This window comes from Wolbachia endosymbiont (group A) of Portevinia maculata (assembly GCF_964028525.1).
Lineage (GTDB): Bacteria > Pseudomonadota > Alphaproteobacteria > Rickettsiales > Anaplasmataceae > Wolbachia.
This window is the reverse complement of the sequence record NZ_OZ034786.1, coordinates 120,603-137,068: the sequence shown is the minus strand read 5'-3', so window position 1 is coordinate 137,068 and position 16,466 is coordinate 120,603. Positions and strand designations below refer to the sequence as shown.

Below are 16,466 nucleotides of genomic sequence, written 5' to 3'. Positions count from 1 at the left end.
ACACACTTGATTTCCTTAAACATTAAAGTATAATGAAATTATTTTGAATTAACTATCATATGGTTAAATTTCTATTTTGTTTGCTGTTATTGTTAGTAATAGTAAATATATTAAAATCTAAAGTATAATGAAAACTTATTCAGAAATTTTCGAATACTTTCAAGGCTTAAATAAAAGTATTTCTCTTATCAGGAGGTGTCTTTGACATAGAAAAATTAAAGTTGCGTCTTGAAGAGCTGGATTCCCAAGCGTCGAATGATAATCTGTGGCAAGACAATCAAAAGGCACAAGAAATTTTAAAAGAACGTTCTAAAATTAAGCATGACGTAGAGTTGTTTTTAAAGTTGGAAAGCGATTACAACGATGCCATTAGCTTAATGAAGTCTGCTATTGATGAGAATGATGAAGAATTTTTCTCTGAAGTTGAAAGTGAATTAGCTAAGCTAGAGAAATTAATCAAACTTAAAGAGACAGAATCCTTATTTACTGGTGAAGCAGATAACAATAACTGCTTTTTAGAAATCCACTCAGGAGCTGGTGGAACAGAGAGCAATGATTGGGCTGAAATGCTGATGCGCATGTATGTAAGATGGGCAGAAATTTATCACAACTTTAAAGTTGAAGTTGTAGAAAAATTAGAAGGAGAGTCGGTTGGTATAAAGTCTGCAATGATAAAAATCGTTGGAGAAAAAGCTTATGGGTGGGCAAAAAGTGAAAGTGGAATTCACAGGCTGGTTAGAATATCGCCGTTTGATGCAAATGGTAAACGTCATACCAGTTTTGCAAGTGTAGGAGTAACTCCAGTGATAGAAGATTCAATTGATATTGCTGTGGATGAAAAGGATCTAAAGATCGACACCTACCGTGCTTCCGGAGCAGGCGGTCAGCACGTGAACAAGACTGAAAGTGCGGTACGCATTACGCATATTCCAACTGGTGTTGTAGTTCAATGCCAAAATGGTCGTTCTCAACACAGAAATAAGGATGAGGCGTTAAAATTACTTAAAGGACGTTTGTACCAAATTGAACTGGAAAAAAAAGAACAAAAGATGGCTGAAGAATATGGTAAAAAATGCGATATAGGCTGGGGCAATCAGATCAGATCGTACGTTATGCATCCATATCAAATGGTGAAGGATTTAAGAACTGGACATGAAGTGGGTAATATAAATTCTGTTTTTGATGGTAATATAGATTGTTTCATAGTTAGTGTGCTTACTAAGCAAAATTAGGTAGGGTTAACTTTCTTGTCATAATATATGATAATTAAAATATTGTTAAAGTAGGAGTAAAGTTATGACAATTGAACACGAGCAGTGGGAAAGAATGCTAAGTGCAATTGATGCTGACAAAAATTTAAGTAAAGATAACGTAATTGGAAAGATAAAAGAGAAATTATCACAATATTCAGATGAATATAAAGAGTGGGAAGGAGCTGGTTTTGGTGTAAACCACTTATTTGCAGTAGAATATGGATTATTGCATTTAGCTATCCACAATAATTTAGAAAATGTGGTGAATGCTCTATTGGGAGTAGAAGGAATCAATGCTAATGCAAAAAATGGATATGGAGACACTCCTTTATGTAAGGCTGCTCGCCGTGGCTGCACTAAAACAATAAGAGCTCTAATAGACAACGGAGCAGATGTTAATGAAAAAGATAATCATGAATGTACTCCTTTGCATTTGGCTTGTGAAAATGGTCAAACAGAAGTAGTAAATCTCCTATTGAAAAGAGAAGATATAGATGTTAATGCAATAAGTAAAGATGGGTATACTCCTTTACATTTGGCTACTGAAAAAGGTTACATAGAGATAGTAAAAACTCTAATAGAAGGAGAAGGAGATGTCAAAGCGGTAGATAAATATAGGAATACTCCTTTACATTTGGCTGCTAAAAAAGGTCGCATAGAGATAGTAAAAACTCTAATAGAAGCAGGAGCAAATGTTGATGCAATAGATAGAGATGGACGCACTTCCTTACATTTGGCTATTCAATATGGTTGTAAAGAAACAGTAAAAACTCTAATAGGAGCAGGAGCAAATGTTAATGCAGCAGATGAAGATAAACGCACTCCCTTGCATATAGCTACTCAATTTTGCCGTAAAGAGATAGTAAAAATTCTAGTAGAAGCAAGAGCAAATGTTAATGCAGCAGATAAATATGGATGTACTCCTTTACATTTTGCTGAAGATGCAGAGACAGTAAAAACTCTAATAGGAGCGGGAGCAAATGTTAACGCATTAGATAAAGATAAACGCACTCCCTTGCATAATGCCAAGAATGAAGAGACAGCAAAAGCTCTAATAGGAGCAGGAGCAAAGGTTAATGCAGTAGATAAAGATAAATGCACTCCCTTACATATGGCTGCTCGACGTGGTTGCAAAGAGGTAATTGAGACTTTAATAGGCAAAAGAGCAGATCTTTTGTCAAAGAATAATGATAATAAAATTCCGAGCGATTTTGACAAAAATCATTATATAGTTCGGCATGTGAATTTTCTTTTATCTGAAGAAAGAATGAAACGACATGACCAACAGGGTAAAATATCTCTTGTTGCTTTCAGTTTAACAATATTGTTTGGTACTGCTATAACGATAACACTTTTTGCAATTGGAACAATTACAGCTGGGCTATATCCTGTAATAGGAGCAGTAGTTACAGTTGTAGCAGCAGCATTAGCGGTAGCTTATACTACAGTTAGAATGTTAGAACCTAGTACTAAAATGGATGAAACGAAAGAAGCGCAAAACGTAAATGGGAATGTGCAGGAAGTATTTCCTTAATATAATTCCAATTGTGGGATCTCTTATTCCATTTTATCAACAGTTTGTTTTGCAGTATCAAACAATTTTAATCCTATAATCCCGAATGTAACTAAAATAAAGCATATTACTTCGAATAAATTAACTGGTTCATTAAATAGGTAAACTCCAAGTATCGAAGCTCCTATAGCACCTACTCCAGTCCAAATTGCATAGCATACTCCGATAGGTATAGAACGTATAGCGAGCGAAAGTAAATACGTACTAAGAGCCATGGAGAGTATGCTAATTATTGATGGTACGAGATGAGTAAATCCACAACTATGCTTAAGTGTTATGACCCAGAACACTTCAATTAGTGACGATAAGAGTAAATATATCCAATTCATGCATAAATTTTTAGGTTTAAATAGAGAGCTTTAGCCCTATGGTTCCTATTACAATTAAAATGATACATAAAACTTGAGATAAATTAATATTCTCTGTGAAAGCGGTTGCACCAATTATAGTTATTCCAATTGTGCATATTCCAGAGGAAACTGCATAGCATACTCTAATAGGTAGAAAGCATGCTGCAAGAGATAAAAAGTAAATGCTAATGATCATAATTACCAATGTTGCAATCGAAGGCACAACTTTAGTAAAACTGTTACTAAACTTTAACGTTACAGCCCACAGTATCTCTAGGATACTAGACAGCAACAAATATAACCAGCACATTTTCGTAACATTTCAATCTTGTATTGTAACAGAAATTGTTAGTTAAAACTACACTAAAGTGCAATAGATCTCTCTTTCGAAATTGCTTTGAAAGCCAATATATTAAACTTAAAATAACATTCTAAAAAACTTTTCTACGAAATTCAATTCCTGTACGTCATTTGCTGCATAAAGAGGCGTAGTTTGTTGCTCAACACCTGGTATTTCTACAAAAACTTTGCCCACTTCTTGACCTTTTTTAATGGGTGCAGGTATCATATCTTTATATTCAATACGCACCTTAATTTGGTCATGCAATTTGCGGTTGTAAGTTATGGTAACATCGTTTGCAACTGTAATAGGCACTTTTTTATCTTTTCCATAGAGAACATTTACTTCCTCAACTACACTGTCTTTAGCAAATATTTTCTTAGTATTAAAATGTTTTAAGGAGTATTGTATCAGTCTTTTTGCTTCTTCTATTCGCTCTTTCTCAGTGTTTAAACCATTTACGACAGCAAAAATTCTCCTATCATTTCGTTTTGCAGATGCTACAATGCCATAACCACCAGCATTTGTATAACCGGTTTTTAAACCGTCAACCCCAATGTCGTGAAAAAGTAGAAGATTTTTACTCTTTTGTGCAATTTCGTTATATGTCAAATATTGTTCAGAAAATAAATCGTAATATTCAGGAAAATCAGTGAAAATCCTTTTTGCCAGCATTACCAAGTCTTTTGCGCTCATAAAATGATCTCCATCTGGCCACCCGCTTGAGTTGACAAAATGACTGTCATTCAGGTTCAAATTTTGTGCAACCTCATTCATTTCAGCCACAAAATTCTCTTCTGATCCTGCAATACCCTCGGCTAGTGTTATGCAGGCATCATTACCTGAGACTATTGTAATTCCTTCGAGTAATTCCCTCACCGTAACGGATTGACCTTCTTTCAAAAACATAGAAGAGCCTTTTCTTTCCCACGCTTTTCTGCTTACTCGAAATTTATCCTCCATGTGTATTATTCCAGCTTTTAGATAATCGAAGGCTATATATAAAGTCATTAGCTTGCTCATTGAAGATGGGGCCATTTTTTCATCAGAATTATGGTCAAAAATGAATGAATCTGAAGCTAAATCTAAGACTACTGCTTGCTTTGCTTTGGTTCTAAACTGGTATGAGTATGAAGAAAAAGGAAGTATAAAAACTAATAGCAAAATTACCAATCTGCTTAACATATCTATAATTTTAAATTTACAGTGCACTAATTAATAGTATAATTTTACAGGGGCATTTCAATAGATCTCTTGCATAAAACTTGCTTGACAAACTCCGCCAGCCCCCTTATTATGATAGTGAAGGTATTCAGTTATCTTCATCTGTGCAGATTAAACAGCAAGAAAACAACGTAGTTGGCGTCTTATTTTTAATTTTTTGCACTATGTGCACCTTATGTCTTCACAACATTTCTGGGTTTTTACCTATATAAGCTGAAACGCGCTTATAAGTCGTTTAAGACAGTATAGTACGCCAATTTGCAGGATTAGAGAGTGACAACTAGCTAACACGGGGTTTCTTTTGCCTTTTTTTCTGCTTAGTAAATTTCTTAAACATTTAAACAAAGGTGAGTTGCATTTAAAAGCAGCTAAATTGCAGTGTTTAAGACTTAAAAAACGCCAATACTGAAAGTAGACAATGACTAGGGCTTCTTTTGCCTTTTTTTTCGTTTGGTAAATTTCTTAAATATTTATGGCTAAACGACAACCGTCATCCCGCTACGTGTTAGCGGGATCTCTTGTTAGCGGCTGAGATACCGCGAATGAATCGCGGTATGACGGTCTGCGGCGATATGACGGTTCGCGGTGGCATGACGATAACTTCGTCATCCCGCTGCTTGTTAGCGGGATCTAGAGATACCGCGGCGGTATGACGGTCTGCGGCGATATGACGGTTCGCGGTGGCATGACGATAACTTCGTCATCCCGCTACGTGTTAGCGGGATCTAGAGATACCGCGGCGGTATGACGGTCTGCGGCGATATGACGGTTCGCGGTGGCATGACGATAACTTCGTCATCCCGCTGCTTGTTAGCGGGATCTAGAGATACCGCGGCGGTATGACGGTTCGCGGTGGCATGACGATAACTTCGTCATCCCGCTACTTGTTAGCGGGATCTGCTGAGATACCGCGAATGAATTGCGGTATGACGTAGAGCTCGCGTCAGCTACTTTGATGACACAATTTACTGTCTTTAAAAATGAATGTTCTTACAATTGTGCGTCATGCGCTTTATTAAATATTTTACTTAAAAATCTAACTTCTTATTATACAAGAGATAAGCAATTCACTAATGATGAAAAATTACGAAAAGGGGCATAGAAAGCACCTAAGAGAGAAAATTATTTTAGATAATGGACAATCATTACTTGATTATGAAGTTTTAGAGCACATTTTATATTCAGCATACAGTAGAATTGATGTAAAGCCGATAGCAAAGAGTTTGATAGAAAATTTTGGCAGTTTGAATAAAGTTTTTAATGCTGACCTGGAAGCACTGCAAAATGTTGATGGTGTCAGCAATGCAGCAATATCTGCCATCTTTTGTGTGAAACAAGCCTTTGTTCGTTCTGCAAGAGAAGAAATAAAAGACCTGCCTATAATCGATAACTGGGAAAAATTGCTTGATTATTTAAGAATAAGCATAGGAAGCCTCAATAAGGAAAATTTTCGCGTCATCTATATGAATAAAAAGTATCGTCTAATAGCGGAAGACCTGCAAAACGTTGGTACAGTAGATCAAACTCCTCTTTATGTCAGAGAGATCATCAAGCGCGCACTTTTGATTGGTTCAACATCCATTGTAATATCTCATACCAAATTCCATTACTAATCGAACAAATAAGAAACATTACAAACTCGTTTAATAGTAGTGCTGGAAATACTGACAATAAAATTACACAGAACATCTTCAAGTAAGCCTATGGTATCGTAGACTCTGTTGCGTAAAGTATTGTGTTTGATATATTGCCACAGCCTCTCAACAGGATTCAGTTCCGGTGAATAAGGAGGCAAGTATATAATGGTAATGTTTTCCTGAAATTTCAAACTTTTTGATCTATGCCAACCTGCACAATCCATTACAAGAAAGACTTTTTTCGTGCCTAAATCTTTCGACATCTGCTCCAGAAATATATTCATACAATCAGTGTTTACATATGGAGCAAGTAGGCTAATTTTCTTACCACTTCTTGGATTTACTGCACTGTAGATATAGAAATTTTGTCTACCAATTTTCATTTTAACCTGCGTTCTGACCCCTTTTTTAAACCATCCGTGTCCGATTTTTGAATGAGTTCCAAATCGTGATTCATCAAAAAAATACCTCCTTTTCAGGGTGGGAATTGACTATTTTATTGAAGTATTTTTTAAACTCTTCTTGCTTTTTTTTATCTTGTTTATGGTGAATTGGCCTCGGTGTTATGTAAGAAAATTTCATCCTTTGTATCTCACGGTGCACTGTTGATTTGCTAATGTTTAGGCCAAATTCCTCTGAGATTTTTATTTGCACTTCCTTAATAGTAATATTTGGATTTCTTTCTACCCATATTTCAATTTGCTCACGTTGATTTTTGTTTAATTTGCTTTTCCTTCGCCGTTGAGACGGGGCAAATAATCTTTCTACTCTACCAAATTTTAGATGCTTTATCCATTCAGTCAAAGCAGTCCTTGAAATTTTACATATTCTTGCCACAGCGCTTATACTACTTTCTTTTCCTACTATCACCGCTTGTAACTTTTTTGAAACATATGCGTTATTTCTGACCTTTTTTAACATTTCTTTCGCCAAATTTACAACTTTTTCGTCTAATAGTTTTGACCTTAATGCCATTTATACCTCTCTATTTTATCTACTTTAGTATCACTTCTTTCCCATTATTGTCTATCTGTTCTTTACATAGTGGGAATTGGTATCACAATCATCCAAGCGGAGATACACAACCTTCAAATAGCGATATATCTCTCACTAGGCAACTAGCAGAAGCTTGCCAAAGTATAGGAATAGAATTAATAGACCACATTATTATTACATTCAGTAGCTATTTTAGTTTCAAGGAAAATAGGTTGTTGTGAAAGCTTTTATAGCTACAGTAACTTAGATTTACCGACAATCGTCATTCCGCTACGTGTTAGCGGCTAAGAGATACCGTGACGGGATGACGGTTCGCGGCGGCATGACGATAAGCTCGTCATCCCGCTACGTGTTAGCGGCGCGGCGGGATGACGGTAAGTTTTATTGTGGCACGATGGTGTAGTATAATGTTGGTAAACCTCAGTTACTTTAGCTATAAACGATTAAGATGAAGTTATCATATATCTATATACTTACAAATAAAGCTAATAGCACATTATATATTGGTGTAACTGCAAATTTGATCAAGAGGATTTGGGAACACAAAAACAAAATTGTTTCAGGTTTTACATCAAGATATAATGTAAATAAACTTGTATATTTTGAAGAGTTTGAAGATATAAGTTTAGCTATTGCAAGAGAAAGGCGCCTGAAAGAATGGCCAAGGCAGTGGAAAATTAATTTGATCAATCAAAAGAATCCTAGCTGGGTTGACTTATATTACTTAGCTTTAAGATAGCTATGCTGAGATCCCGCTAACACGTAGCGGGATGACGAGAAAGGAGTAGCGGTATGACGGGAAAGGAGTAGCGGTATGACGGGAAAGGAGTAGCGGGATGACGAGAAAGGAGCAGCAGGATAACGGTTAAGTAATTCGTCATTCCGCTACGTGTTAGCGGATGAGATACCGCGAATGAATCGCGGTATGACGGTTTGCGGTGGTATGACAGTTAAGTAATTCGTCATCCCGCTACTTGTTAGCGGGATCTGCTGAGATACCGCGAATGAATCGCGGTATGACGGTTCGTGGTGGCATGACGAGAAAGGAGTGGCGGTATGACGGTTCGCGGCGGCATGACAGTTAATTAATTCGTCATCCCGCTACTTGTTAGCGGGATCTATCCGCAGCGGTATGACGTAGGACTGCTGTCATCCCGCTGCTTGTTAGCTGATGAGATACCGCGAATGAATCGCGGTATGACGGTTCGTGGTGGCATGACGAGAAAGGAGTGGCGGTATGACGGTTCGCGGTGGTATGACAGTTAAGTAATTCGTCATCCCGCTACTTGTTAGCGGGATCTATCCGCAGCGGTATGACGTAGGACTGCTGTCATCCCGCTGCTTGTTAGCTGATGAGATACCGCGAATGAATCGCGGTATGACGGTTCGTGGTGGCATGACGAGAAAGGAGTGGCGGTATGACGGTTCGCGGCGGCATGACAGTTAATTAATTCGTCATCCCGCTACTTGTTAGCGGGATCTATCCGCAGCGGTATGACGTAGGACTGCTGTCATCCCGCTGCTTGTTAGCTGATGAGATACCGCGAATGAATCGCGGTATGACGGTTCGTGGTGGCATGACGAGAAAGGAGTGGCGGTATGACGGTTCGCGGCGGCATGACAGTTAATTAATTCGTCATCCCGCTACTTGTTAGCGGGATCTATCCGCAGCGGTATGACGTAGGACTGCTGTCATCCCGCTGCTTGTTAGCTGATGAGATACCGCGAATGAATCGCGGTATGACGGTTCGCGGCGGCATGACGATAAGCCTCGTCATCCCGCTGCTTGTTAGCTGATGAGATACCGCGAATGAATCGCGGTATGACGGTTCGTGGTGGCATGACAGTTAATTAATTCGTCATACCGCTACTTGTTAGCGGGATCTAGAGATACCGCGAATGAATCGCGGTATGACGGTTAAGTAAGGGATCTATGCTAAGAGATACCGCGGGGTATGACGTAGTAGCTATTTCTTGTAATCAAGTTTCGTTAAAGGTCAGATTGAATGGTTAAATCTTCCACCCAAATAACCACACACTCTACTTGCTTGTTTGGATATATTTCTTGTACTAAGGTTTTATAGGTCAGCATTTGCTTTTTTATTTCATTTAATAAGGAAACAGAAACGTTACGGTGTGATTTGTAGTCAATTATGATCGCTTTATCTTGCGTTATGCATAGCCTATCTAGTCGTACTAATACTGGTTCGCCATCGATTATTCCACTCAGTGTAATCTCTGATTTGCCTTCTAAGTCAAACAAATAGCCATATTTTTCATTAAAGGCCAATATTTTACTGTAAATTTCATCCTTATCTTCACTGGTGTTTATATTGTCAAGATATTTTCTGACCCAGTTTTTTCTCCTTTCTTTTTCTATCTTGGGCATATATTGTAATATGCTGTGGATTATTAAGCCTCTTGTATAACCATCTGTCATCCAAGTAGCTGATGCTGATTTTCCTTCTTTTTTACTGGATCCCAGTGTCAAGCACTGGGATGACAGGGGAGGACGCTGGGATGACAAGGAAGGATGTTGGAATGACGAAAGAGGGCGCTGGAATGACATTGATAGGTTTGGCGGAAGGGAAATGACTGGAACGTCAAAATAATCACGTTTTTTATAAATGTAAGGGTAGTTTGCGTTCACACATAGCACTTCAACTTTTTCTTTAAATATTGGCTGTAAATATGCTTGTTTCTTTTCATATGGTTCTCCATACTGAGTGATTAGATCATACCAAGAGCCCTTTTGCACTGGCTCTTTACTTAAGATGTATAACTCATCTTCAGCACGTGTGAGTGCTACGTATAATAAACGCAAATATTCGTTATAATCCTCTAGTTTTTTCTCTCTTTTTACTTGATCACAATAAGCGTTATTGTTTTTTCCACACCAAAATGGCACTTCCGTTCCATCAAAGATAATGCTTTCACTGTTTCTTGGCACTGTGTTTGTATCAACCAAAAATACTATGGGAGCTTGCAGACCTTTTGATTTGTGAATTGTCATTATTCGCACAGCATTGCGTTCTGATTGCATATCATTCTTAATCTCCGGGTTATTCTCCTTGATCCACTGAACAAACGCTTGAAGAGATGGGTTTTCAAATTGCAACACAAGGTTCATAAATTCGTCTAGAACCTCGAAGCACTCAAGACCTAGCCTTGCAGCAAATTTCTTCTTACCTGTACGCAATATATGTGTAAATAGTGCAAGAGGAGACTCTATGTGAGATAAGTTAATGAGATAGTTTAATTCACTATAGATAACCACAGAATAATCCCGAATTCTTTCCCATAGTGAATGCTCTTTACGGTCATATGCAATGTTAAATAAATCATCCTCGGTAAAATTGAATAACGGTGATTTTAAAGCATTTGCAAGAGCTAAATCATTTGCCTGGAGGAGTAAAAATTCGGCCAAAGCTATTAAGTCCTGCACGGCTATATAGTCCATAATTCTAAAATAATCTCGGCCTACAACTGGCACGTTTGCTTTTTTAAGTTCGCTTATTATGTAATCAACTAACACGTTTCGTTGCCGTACCAGAATCACAATGTCCCTTGGCTCTATATGGCGATCTTTAGCGACTAAAATCCGCCCTTCGTTTAACCAATTGTGAATTCTGTTGGCTATTGTTTGAGCAAGTAATCGATCTGTTATTATATAATTTTCCCTGCATGTCAGAGGAATTTGTAAAGCTCGCTGTTCTTTCTCTTTACACTTTGGTAACGCTGGCCAAATTTCAATATATCCTTGGTCATTCTCTCTATGTGGAACATGTTTTATTTCATTATCAACAAAAGATATTTCTGCGCGGAAGTTATTAAATATTCTATCTACAAGCATTAAAACTTCTGGAGTTGAACGAAATGACTTTTCAAGTTGGCATGATATCCAATCTCTGCCACCAGTTTTCGTATGAAAGTATTGTTGCATGTAGTTGAATAGATGGGGATTTGCTCCTTGAAATCTGTATATGGATTGTTTTACGTCACCAACTACAAATAAGGTTCGCTTTTCATCATTACCGGCAAAAAATTCATCGCAGAGATTTGTTATAATTTTCCATTGGCTGATGCTATTGTCTTGTGCCTCGTCAACAAGGATGTGATCTATTTTTTGATCCAAGTTAAACAATATCCAATCTTTGTAGTTTGGATTGCTGAGAAGATTTGTTGCTAAGCCAATTATATCATTGTAGTCAAGCAGTGCGTTTTTTGATTTTTCGCTACTGTATAGATCAACATATACTTTAAATATACCAAGTAAGCTACTGGTTCTCTTGAATATTTGATAAGAGTTCATGTCTTTTATATGAGTAAACACTACATTCTGAACGCTCTCTATTATTTGCTCTGCATCTCTAAATTTTTCCAAAGTACTTTTTGTTGCAATGGATGATATGCTCTTTTTTTCGTGCGATTCTGATTTGAGAAATACCTTGGCTAGGTTTTCTATTTTGGTGTCATTCCAGCGCGTGACGCTGGAATCTACACTTCTTTTCTTCTGGATCCCAGTGTCAAGCACTGGGATGACAGTAGAATAAAGTATTTCACTATAACTCTGATCTCTTTTACTGCCTTCACTTAATATCTCGGCTAATCTTTTTATGTGCTCAGTCGTTTCACTCTGTAAGTCATGAATTTCATCTGGAGCACTGAGTTTATCTTTGATATATTCTGAATCATTTTCTGATATCGATCTTTTTATACATAAAGTATAAAGCAAATCGCGTAGCTTATTTTCATCAAATTCAGCCGCAATAAGATTGATATCATCCTGCACAGTTTCGTTATGAAGCACTTTATTTAATATGATGGAATGTAATTCTTTACATTCACTCAGCGTACAATTTGGGGCGATGCCAGCTTCTATGGGAAAGTTGGAAATTAGTTTGTAACAGAAAGCGTGTATGGTTTGTATAGTTAGACCAAGATTTTCCAATTCAGAGAAAAGCCTTCTTGCTCTTGTTAAATAATCTTTATTTTTTCTGGATCCCAGTGTCACGCACTGGGATGACAAGTAGGGGTGCTGGGATGACAAATAGGGGTGCTGGGATGACGTCGAAGGGTGAGCTACTGGATTTTCACTTAAATCGTGATTATGTGGTGCTATCACCTCAGCATCATTCTCCGTTATTTCTGCGTCATCCCCTGTCATCCAAGTAGCTGACACTGGGATCCAGGTTTCTTTTTTTCTGATTTGCAATAGGTCTAGTTGTTCCAGATCCATTATTAATTCACTTTCTGAGCATATTGCCCACTTACTGAGTATGCTGTGAATGCGATTCTCCATCTCGTTTGCTGCAGCGTTGGTGAACGTTAAGCAGAGAATATTTCTTTTGTTTTCTAATAAAAGTCTCAATACTCTGTCTATTAAGATTTTTGTTTTGCCTGTACCAGCGGACGCATTTACCCATACAGAGAAATTGGGATTTATGGCATTTGATCTCATCAGAAGTGCGAAAACCTTATAGAAGTTGACTAAAATAGCATTATACATATAATGTAAAAATAATCTTAGTGAAGATATATAATGAAAAGTTTTTGTGTAAAGGCGCCTGCAAAAATCAATCTTTTTTTGCATGTTGTAGACAAAAAAGAAACAGGGTATCACTTGATTGAAGGTTTATTTGTCTTTGCTAATCTCTCTAATTTTTTGGAAATAAAAGTAGGTGAGAAGGATTCTAGATACGATAACTCTACAGTTGAATTTGTAAATTCCGAACTTAGAATTAATAACAGGTACAACACCGTAATGAGAGCAGTTAATCTATTGCTTAGATATGCTCCTGCGCGAACTAAAGTCATTGTAAAGGTTGTGAAAAATATACCAATTGCTGCGGGTTTGGGCAGTGGCTCCTCAGATGCTGGAGCTGTGGTACGCATACTAGGGAAGCTGTGGAAGATTGATAGGACGATTTTAAATGAAATAGCTTTAAGCGTTGGTGCTGATGTTCCTGCGAGTATAGATAGCAAGCCAGTTTTTGTTAGAGGTATTGGTGAAGAATTGTGTCCCATAAAAAAATTCTCTCTACCCACAAATATAGTACTGGTGAAGCCGAAAAAAAAGTTTTTGAGCACACTAGAGGTATTTTCCAAACATGAAGGAGAATTTTCTGAGCCAATTAAATGGAGCGATGACGCTGAAAAGGATTTGTTGAAGTTTCTTAAAGAGACGAGAAACGATCTTCAAGAAATAGCAATAAGCCTTGTACCTGAAATTCAGGATGTGATATCAACACTTGAGTCACAAGAAGGCTCTATACTTTCTCGCATGTCAGGCAGTGGTGTATCATGCTTTGGAATATTCGATAGTGAGGAAAATGCAAAAGCTGCTGCAGTTAATATCAGAGAAAAGCAACCAGAATGGTGGGTATGTGACACTCAATTAATAGTTTGACTTTATGCCCTTAATTTCCGAGAATAAAAATCTTATAAATGGTTACAGGGAAGGAAAATTTTTGGTGAATAATAGAGAATATTGCGGCTCAATTATAGTTTTTCCTGAAAAGGTGATTAAATTGAAAGAAAGTGATATAAATAGCAAGGAACATTTTAAATCTTTTTTAACAGAGGAAATAGAAATTTTGATAATAGGTACTGGTAAAATACGCAATATACCAAGTTCTTCAGTGAAGTCCTATCTTATGGAACAAAAAGGTTTAAATTTTGAATTTATGACAACCGGTGCAGCATGCAGAACCCATAACGTTTTAATATCCGAAGATAGATTTGTTGTCAGTTATCTAATAGCCATATAGCATGCTTGAAATGTTTACCCAGGACTTTTTCATCAATAGTCTAGTTGCAGTAGTCGTAATTAGCCTAGTAACAGGCGCTTTAGGATCGTTTATGATATGGCAAAGGTTATCTTATCTTGGTGATAGTTTGTCCCATTCTTCGTTGCTTGGTGTTGCACTTGCTTTAATCTTTAAGATTAGCCCATCGCTTAGCATAATGCTCATTGCAATTACATTTGCTATACTACTTTCTCTTAATTTTAACAGATTATATTCTGCTGATACGATATTGAACATTGTTACCAATGTAGTTTTATCATCGAGTTTAATACTTATGTCTTTTCTTCCATCGGGCAATAATAGTATTATTAGCTCACTGTTTGGTGATATATTAACGCTCGATCAAAGTGATATAATATTGATTTTTTTAATCTCTGTAATAGTTACTTTGATATTAATATTTAGATGGCGTTATTGGTTAATGATTTCAATTAATCAAGATTTAGCAGTAGTTGAGAAGATTAATGTTAATTTTGTTAGACTAGAATTTTTAATCACTCTTGCTATATTTATAGCAATTGCTGCCCAATTAATAGGAATATTACTCATTGCTGCATTTTTGCTAATACCAGCAGCATCTGCAAGGCTCATTTCGAAAACTCCAATGCAGATGATTATTGTTGCAACAGTTTTTTCTGTGATTTCTGGGATATCAGGTCTGATGTTATCTGCAAGTTTTGATTTGTTAACTGGACCTGCAATTATACTTGTTGCAGCCGTATATTTAATTATCGCTTATTTTATAAGGTTAGTATTAAGCAGGTTGGCTTGATTTTAGTCTCAAATGTTAATAATTTTGTAATATACTCATTATAAAACATCACTATCTTAGCACAAAATAGTCTTTGCTATATTATTGTTTATGTGCTAATGATAAGCTGTTAATTTTATGGAGTAAGCAATATGAGCGAAGAAGGATTTTTTTCCAAATATATATCTCAACCTGTGAAAAAATTTTATAATTATATTACAGGAAAAACAGAAGAGTCGGATAATGTGCAGAGTACGGCAGATGATGTGCACAATATTGCGCAAGAAAACTCAGAGTCTTTGGATACTCATGTACAATCAAATGAGAATGATATCATATAGATGGCATGAGGGTCATACCATCCAAAGTTAAAAAATTCCTAGAGAAACCTGATGCTTTAAGTGGTGTGTTAATTCATGGAAGTGATAACAGTAGGGTTGGTTTTTATGTACAAGAAATAATTGCCAATTTGGATGAGTATTCAGTTCAGGTGATGGATTTTGCAATAGTGAATAAGTCACCCGGTTTACTGTTTTCTGAATTGGCAAACATTTCGATGTTTACCAGCAAAAAATTAATTAAGCTGATAAATGTGAGTGGAGGTATATCCAAAGAGTTAAAAAACGTATTGGATTATAACGCAAGTGGTCACTATGTAATGATGGTAGCAAGTGATCTTCCATATAATTCTGCGACTAAAAGTTATATGGAGAGTTCAAAAATTTTTGGTGTGATTGCTTGCTATAAGGACAGCAACAGCAATCTTTATGACATTATATCAAGTTACTTAAAACAAAATGATATAAAATGCACAAATGAGATAATCTACCATTTGCAATCTTACTTTAATCATAGCAAGCTGCCTATATGTTCAGAACTTGAGAAGTTAGTTTTGTACTTAGGGGAGAGAAAAGACCTAAAACTTACTGATATAGAATTATGCTTTTCAACTTCCGGCAACGACTATGCTACACTTGATGATCTATGCTCTGCCATAGCAAGTAAAGATATGTCGCGCTTCATTAGAATTTCTGATGCATTGATATCGCAAGAAAATTTTTCACCGATAGCGCTAATTCGCATTATATCAAATTATTTCCTACGCCTTGAAAACGTTTTGCTGTCAGTGCAAGGTGGAATGAGTGAGCAGGCTGCGATTGATCAGCTAAGCCCTCCATTGTTTTTTAAACAATTGCAGAGCTTTAAATCTCATTTGAAAAGTTTGCAACTTTCAGAACTTAAAAAGATTTTGGAAGAATTGATAAGCTTAGAAGTTACCTGTAAAAAAACTGATTTAGATCATAAAATGATTTTTCAGCAGGTGATTTGTCATATTACAAATACAATTACTTGCTATAGCTAACAAAAATAAGGTGTAACCAGACTGCATTCTGTGATTTTTAGCAAAACATGATCTTTCATTTGAGCTTTCTTCAATTTAAAATAAATACAGAAAATTGCTGCCTATAGCTAAACTGACTTAGATTTACCGACAATTTGAAAAACCGTCATTCCGCTACTAGTTAGCGCCGC

15 protein-coding genes are annotated in these 16,466 nt (G+C 36.6%); 10 read left to right on the top strand and 5 right to left on the bottom strand.

Features of this window, described 5'->3' with window-relative positions; translation table 11 throughout:
- The first annotated feature begins 127 nt into the window (after positions 1-127).
- Both prfB and ABWU36_RS00645 read left to right on the top strand, forming a co-directional pair.
- Positions 128-1,232, top strand: a protein-coding gene (gene prfB, locus ABWU36_RS00650) for a peptide chain release factor 2 (RefSeq protein ID WP_253308929.1) whose coding sequence is annotated in 2 segments (ribosomal slippage) — positions 128-202 and positions 204-1,232 — 1,104 coding nt in all. Because the reading frame shifts where the segments join, the coding sequence is not laid out codon by codon here.
- A gap of 64 nt (positions 1,233-1,296) precedes the next feature.
- A complete protein-coding gene (locus ABWU36_RS00645) occupies positions 1,297-2,787 on the top strand; it encodes an ankyrin repeat domain-containing protein (protein WP_250294653.1) in 1,491 nt (496 codons plus the stop codon).
- Between the two features lie 23 nt (positions 2,788-2,810).
- Here the strand turns inward: ABWU36_RS00645 and ABWU36_RS00640 are convergent, their stop codons facing one another.
- The 3 genes from ABWU36_RS00640 to ABWU36_RS00630 all read right to left on the bottom strand — a co-directional run bounded on the left by ABWU36_RS00640 (position 2,811) and on the right by ABWU36_RS00630 (position 4,701).
- Positions 2,811-3,155: a DMT family transporter gene (locus ABWU36_RS00640; RefSeq protein WP_264732404.1), complete on the bottom strand. Its 345-nt coding sequence runs from the start codon at positions 3,153-3,155 to the stop codon at positions 2,811-2,813.
- A 16-nt stretch (positions 3,156-3,171) separates the two neighbouring features.
- Positions 3,172-3,486: a DMT family transporter gene (locus ABWU36_RS00635; RefSeq protein WP_064124961.1), complete on the bottom strand. Its 315-nt coding sequence runs from the start codon at positions 3,484-3,486 to the stop codon at positions 3,172-3,174.
- A gap of 108 nt (positions 3,487-3,594) precedes the next feature.
- Positions 3,595-4,701 (bottom strand): D-alanyl-D-alanine carboxypeptidase family protein, encoded by a 1,107-nt coding sequence (locus ABWU36_RS00630; protein ID WP_353272878.1) that lies wholly within the window; start codon positions 4,699-4,701, stop codon positions 3,595-3,597.
- Between the two features lie 1,112 nt (positions 4,702-5,813).
- Here ABWU36_RS00630 and ABWU36_RS00625 point away from each other — a divergent pair.
- Complete coding sequence (locus ABWU36_RS00625) at positions 5,814-6,353, top strand: RadC family protein (protein WP_353272877.1); 540 nt, start codon at positions 5,814-5,816, stop codon at positions 6,351-6,353.
- Here the strand turns inward: ABWU36_RS00625 and ABWU36_RS00620 are convergent.
- A protein-coding gene (locus ABWU36_RS00620) for an IS630 family transposase (RefSeq protein WP_353272868.1) occupies positions 6,350-7,352 on the bottom strand; the annotation gives its coding sequence in 2 pieces (ribosomal slippage) (positions 6,350-6,841 and positions 6,843-7,352; 1,002 coding nt in all). The two genes, ABWU36_RS00625 and ABWU36_RS00620, sit on opposite strands and share 4 nt — an antisense overlap.
- Between ABWU36_RS00620 and ABWU36_RS06800 the strand changes: the two genes are divergently transcribed.
- Both ABWU36_RS06800 and ABWU36_RS00610 read left to right on the top strand, forming a co-directional pair.
- Positions 7,346-7,594: a JAB domain-containing protein gene (locus tag ABWU36_RS06800; protein ID WP_410541960.1), complete on the top strand. Its 249-nt coding sequence runs from the start codon at positions 7,346-7,348 to the stop codon at positions 7,592-7,594. The genes ABWU36_RS00620 and ABWU36_RS06800 overlap by 7 nt on opposite strands.
- Positions 7,595-7,821: 227 nt before the next feature.
- Complete coding sequence (locus ABWU36_RS00610; protein WP_007549156.1) at positions 7,822-8,112, top strand: GIY-YIG nuclease family protein; 291 nt, start codon at positions 7,822-7,824, stop codon at positions 8,110-8,112.
- A gap of 1,251 nt (positions 8,113-9,363) precedes the next feature.
- On the opposite strand, the gene ABWU36_RS00605 is transcribed toward ABWU36_RS00610, so the two are convergent.
- Entirely contained in the window at positions 9,364-12,834 is a 3,471-nt protein-coding gene (locus ABWU36_RS00605) for a UvrD-helicase domain-containing protein (protein WP_410541968.1), read from the bottom strand.
- A gap of 81 nt (positions 12,835-12,915) precedes the next feature.
- On the opposite strand from ABWU36_RS00605, the gene ABWU36_RS00600 reads away from it, so the two are divergent.
- The 5 genes from ABWU36_RS00600 to holA all read left to right on the top strand — a co-directional run bounded on the left by ABWU36_RS00600 (position 12,916) and on the right by holA (position 16,296).
- Positions 12,916-13,782 carry a 4-(cytidine 5'-diphospho)-2-C-methyl-D-erythritol kinase gene (locus ABWU36_RS00600; protein ID WP_253307339.1) on the top strand — a complete coding sequence of 289 codons (867 nt, stop codon included), beginning with the start codon at positions 12,916-12,918 and terminating at the stop codon, positions 13,780-13,782.
- 4 nt (positions 13,783-13,786) lie between these two features.
- Positions 13,787-14,143, top strand: coding sequence for an Mth938-like domain-containing protein (locus tag ABWU36_RS00595; protein ID WP_353272875.1), 357 nt, complete (start codon positions 13,787-13,789; stop codon positions 14,141-14,143).
- 1 nt (position 14,144) lies between these two features.
- On the top strand, positions 14,145-14,954 hold the full coding sequence (locus tag ABWU36_RS00590; RefSeq protein WP_253307337.1) for a metal ABC transporter permease: 810 nt from the start codon (positions 14,145-14,147) through the stop codon (positions 14,952-14,954).
- 131 nt (positions 14,955-15,085) lie between these two features.
- Positions 15,086-15,274 carry a hypothetical protein gene (locus ABWU36_RS00585; protein ID WP_096618007.1) on the top strand — a complete coding sequence of 63 codons (189 nt, stop codon included), beginning with the start codon at positions 15,086-15,088 and terminating at the stop codon, positions 15,272-15,274.
- A gap of 5 nt (positions 15,275-15,279) precedes the next feature.
- On the top strand, positions 15,280-16,296 hold the full coding sequence (holA, locus tag ABWU36_RS00580) for a DNA polymerase III subunit delta (protein ID WP_253307336.1): 1,017 nt from the start codon (positions 15,280-15,282) through the stop codon (positions 16,294-16,296).
- Positions 16,297-16,466: the final 170 nt, after the last annotated feature.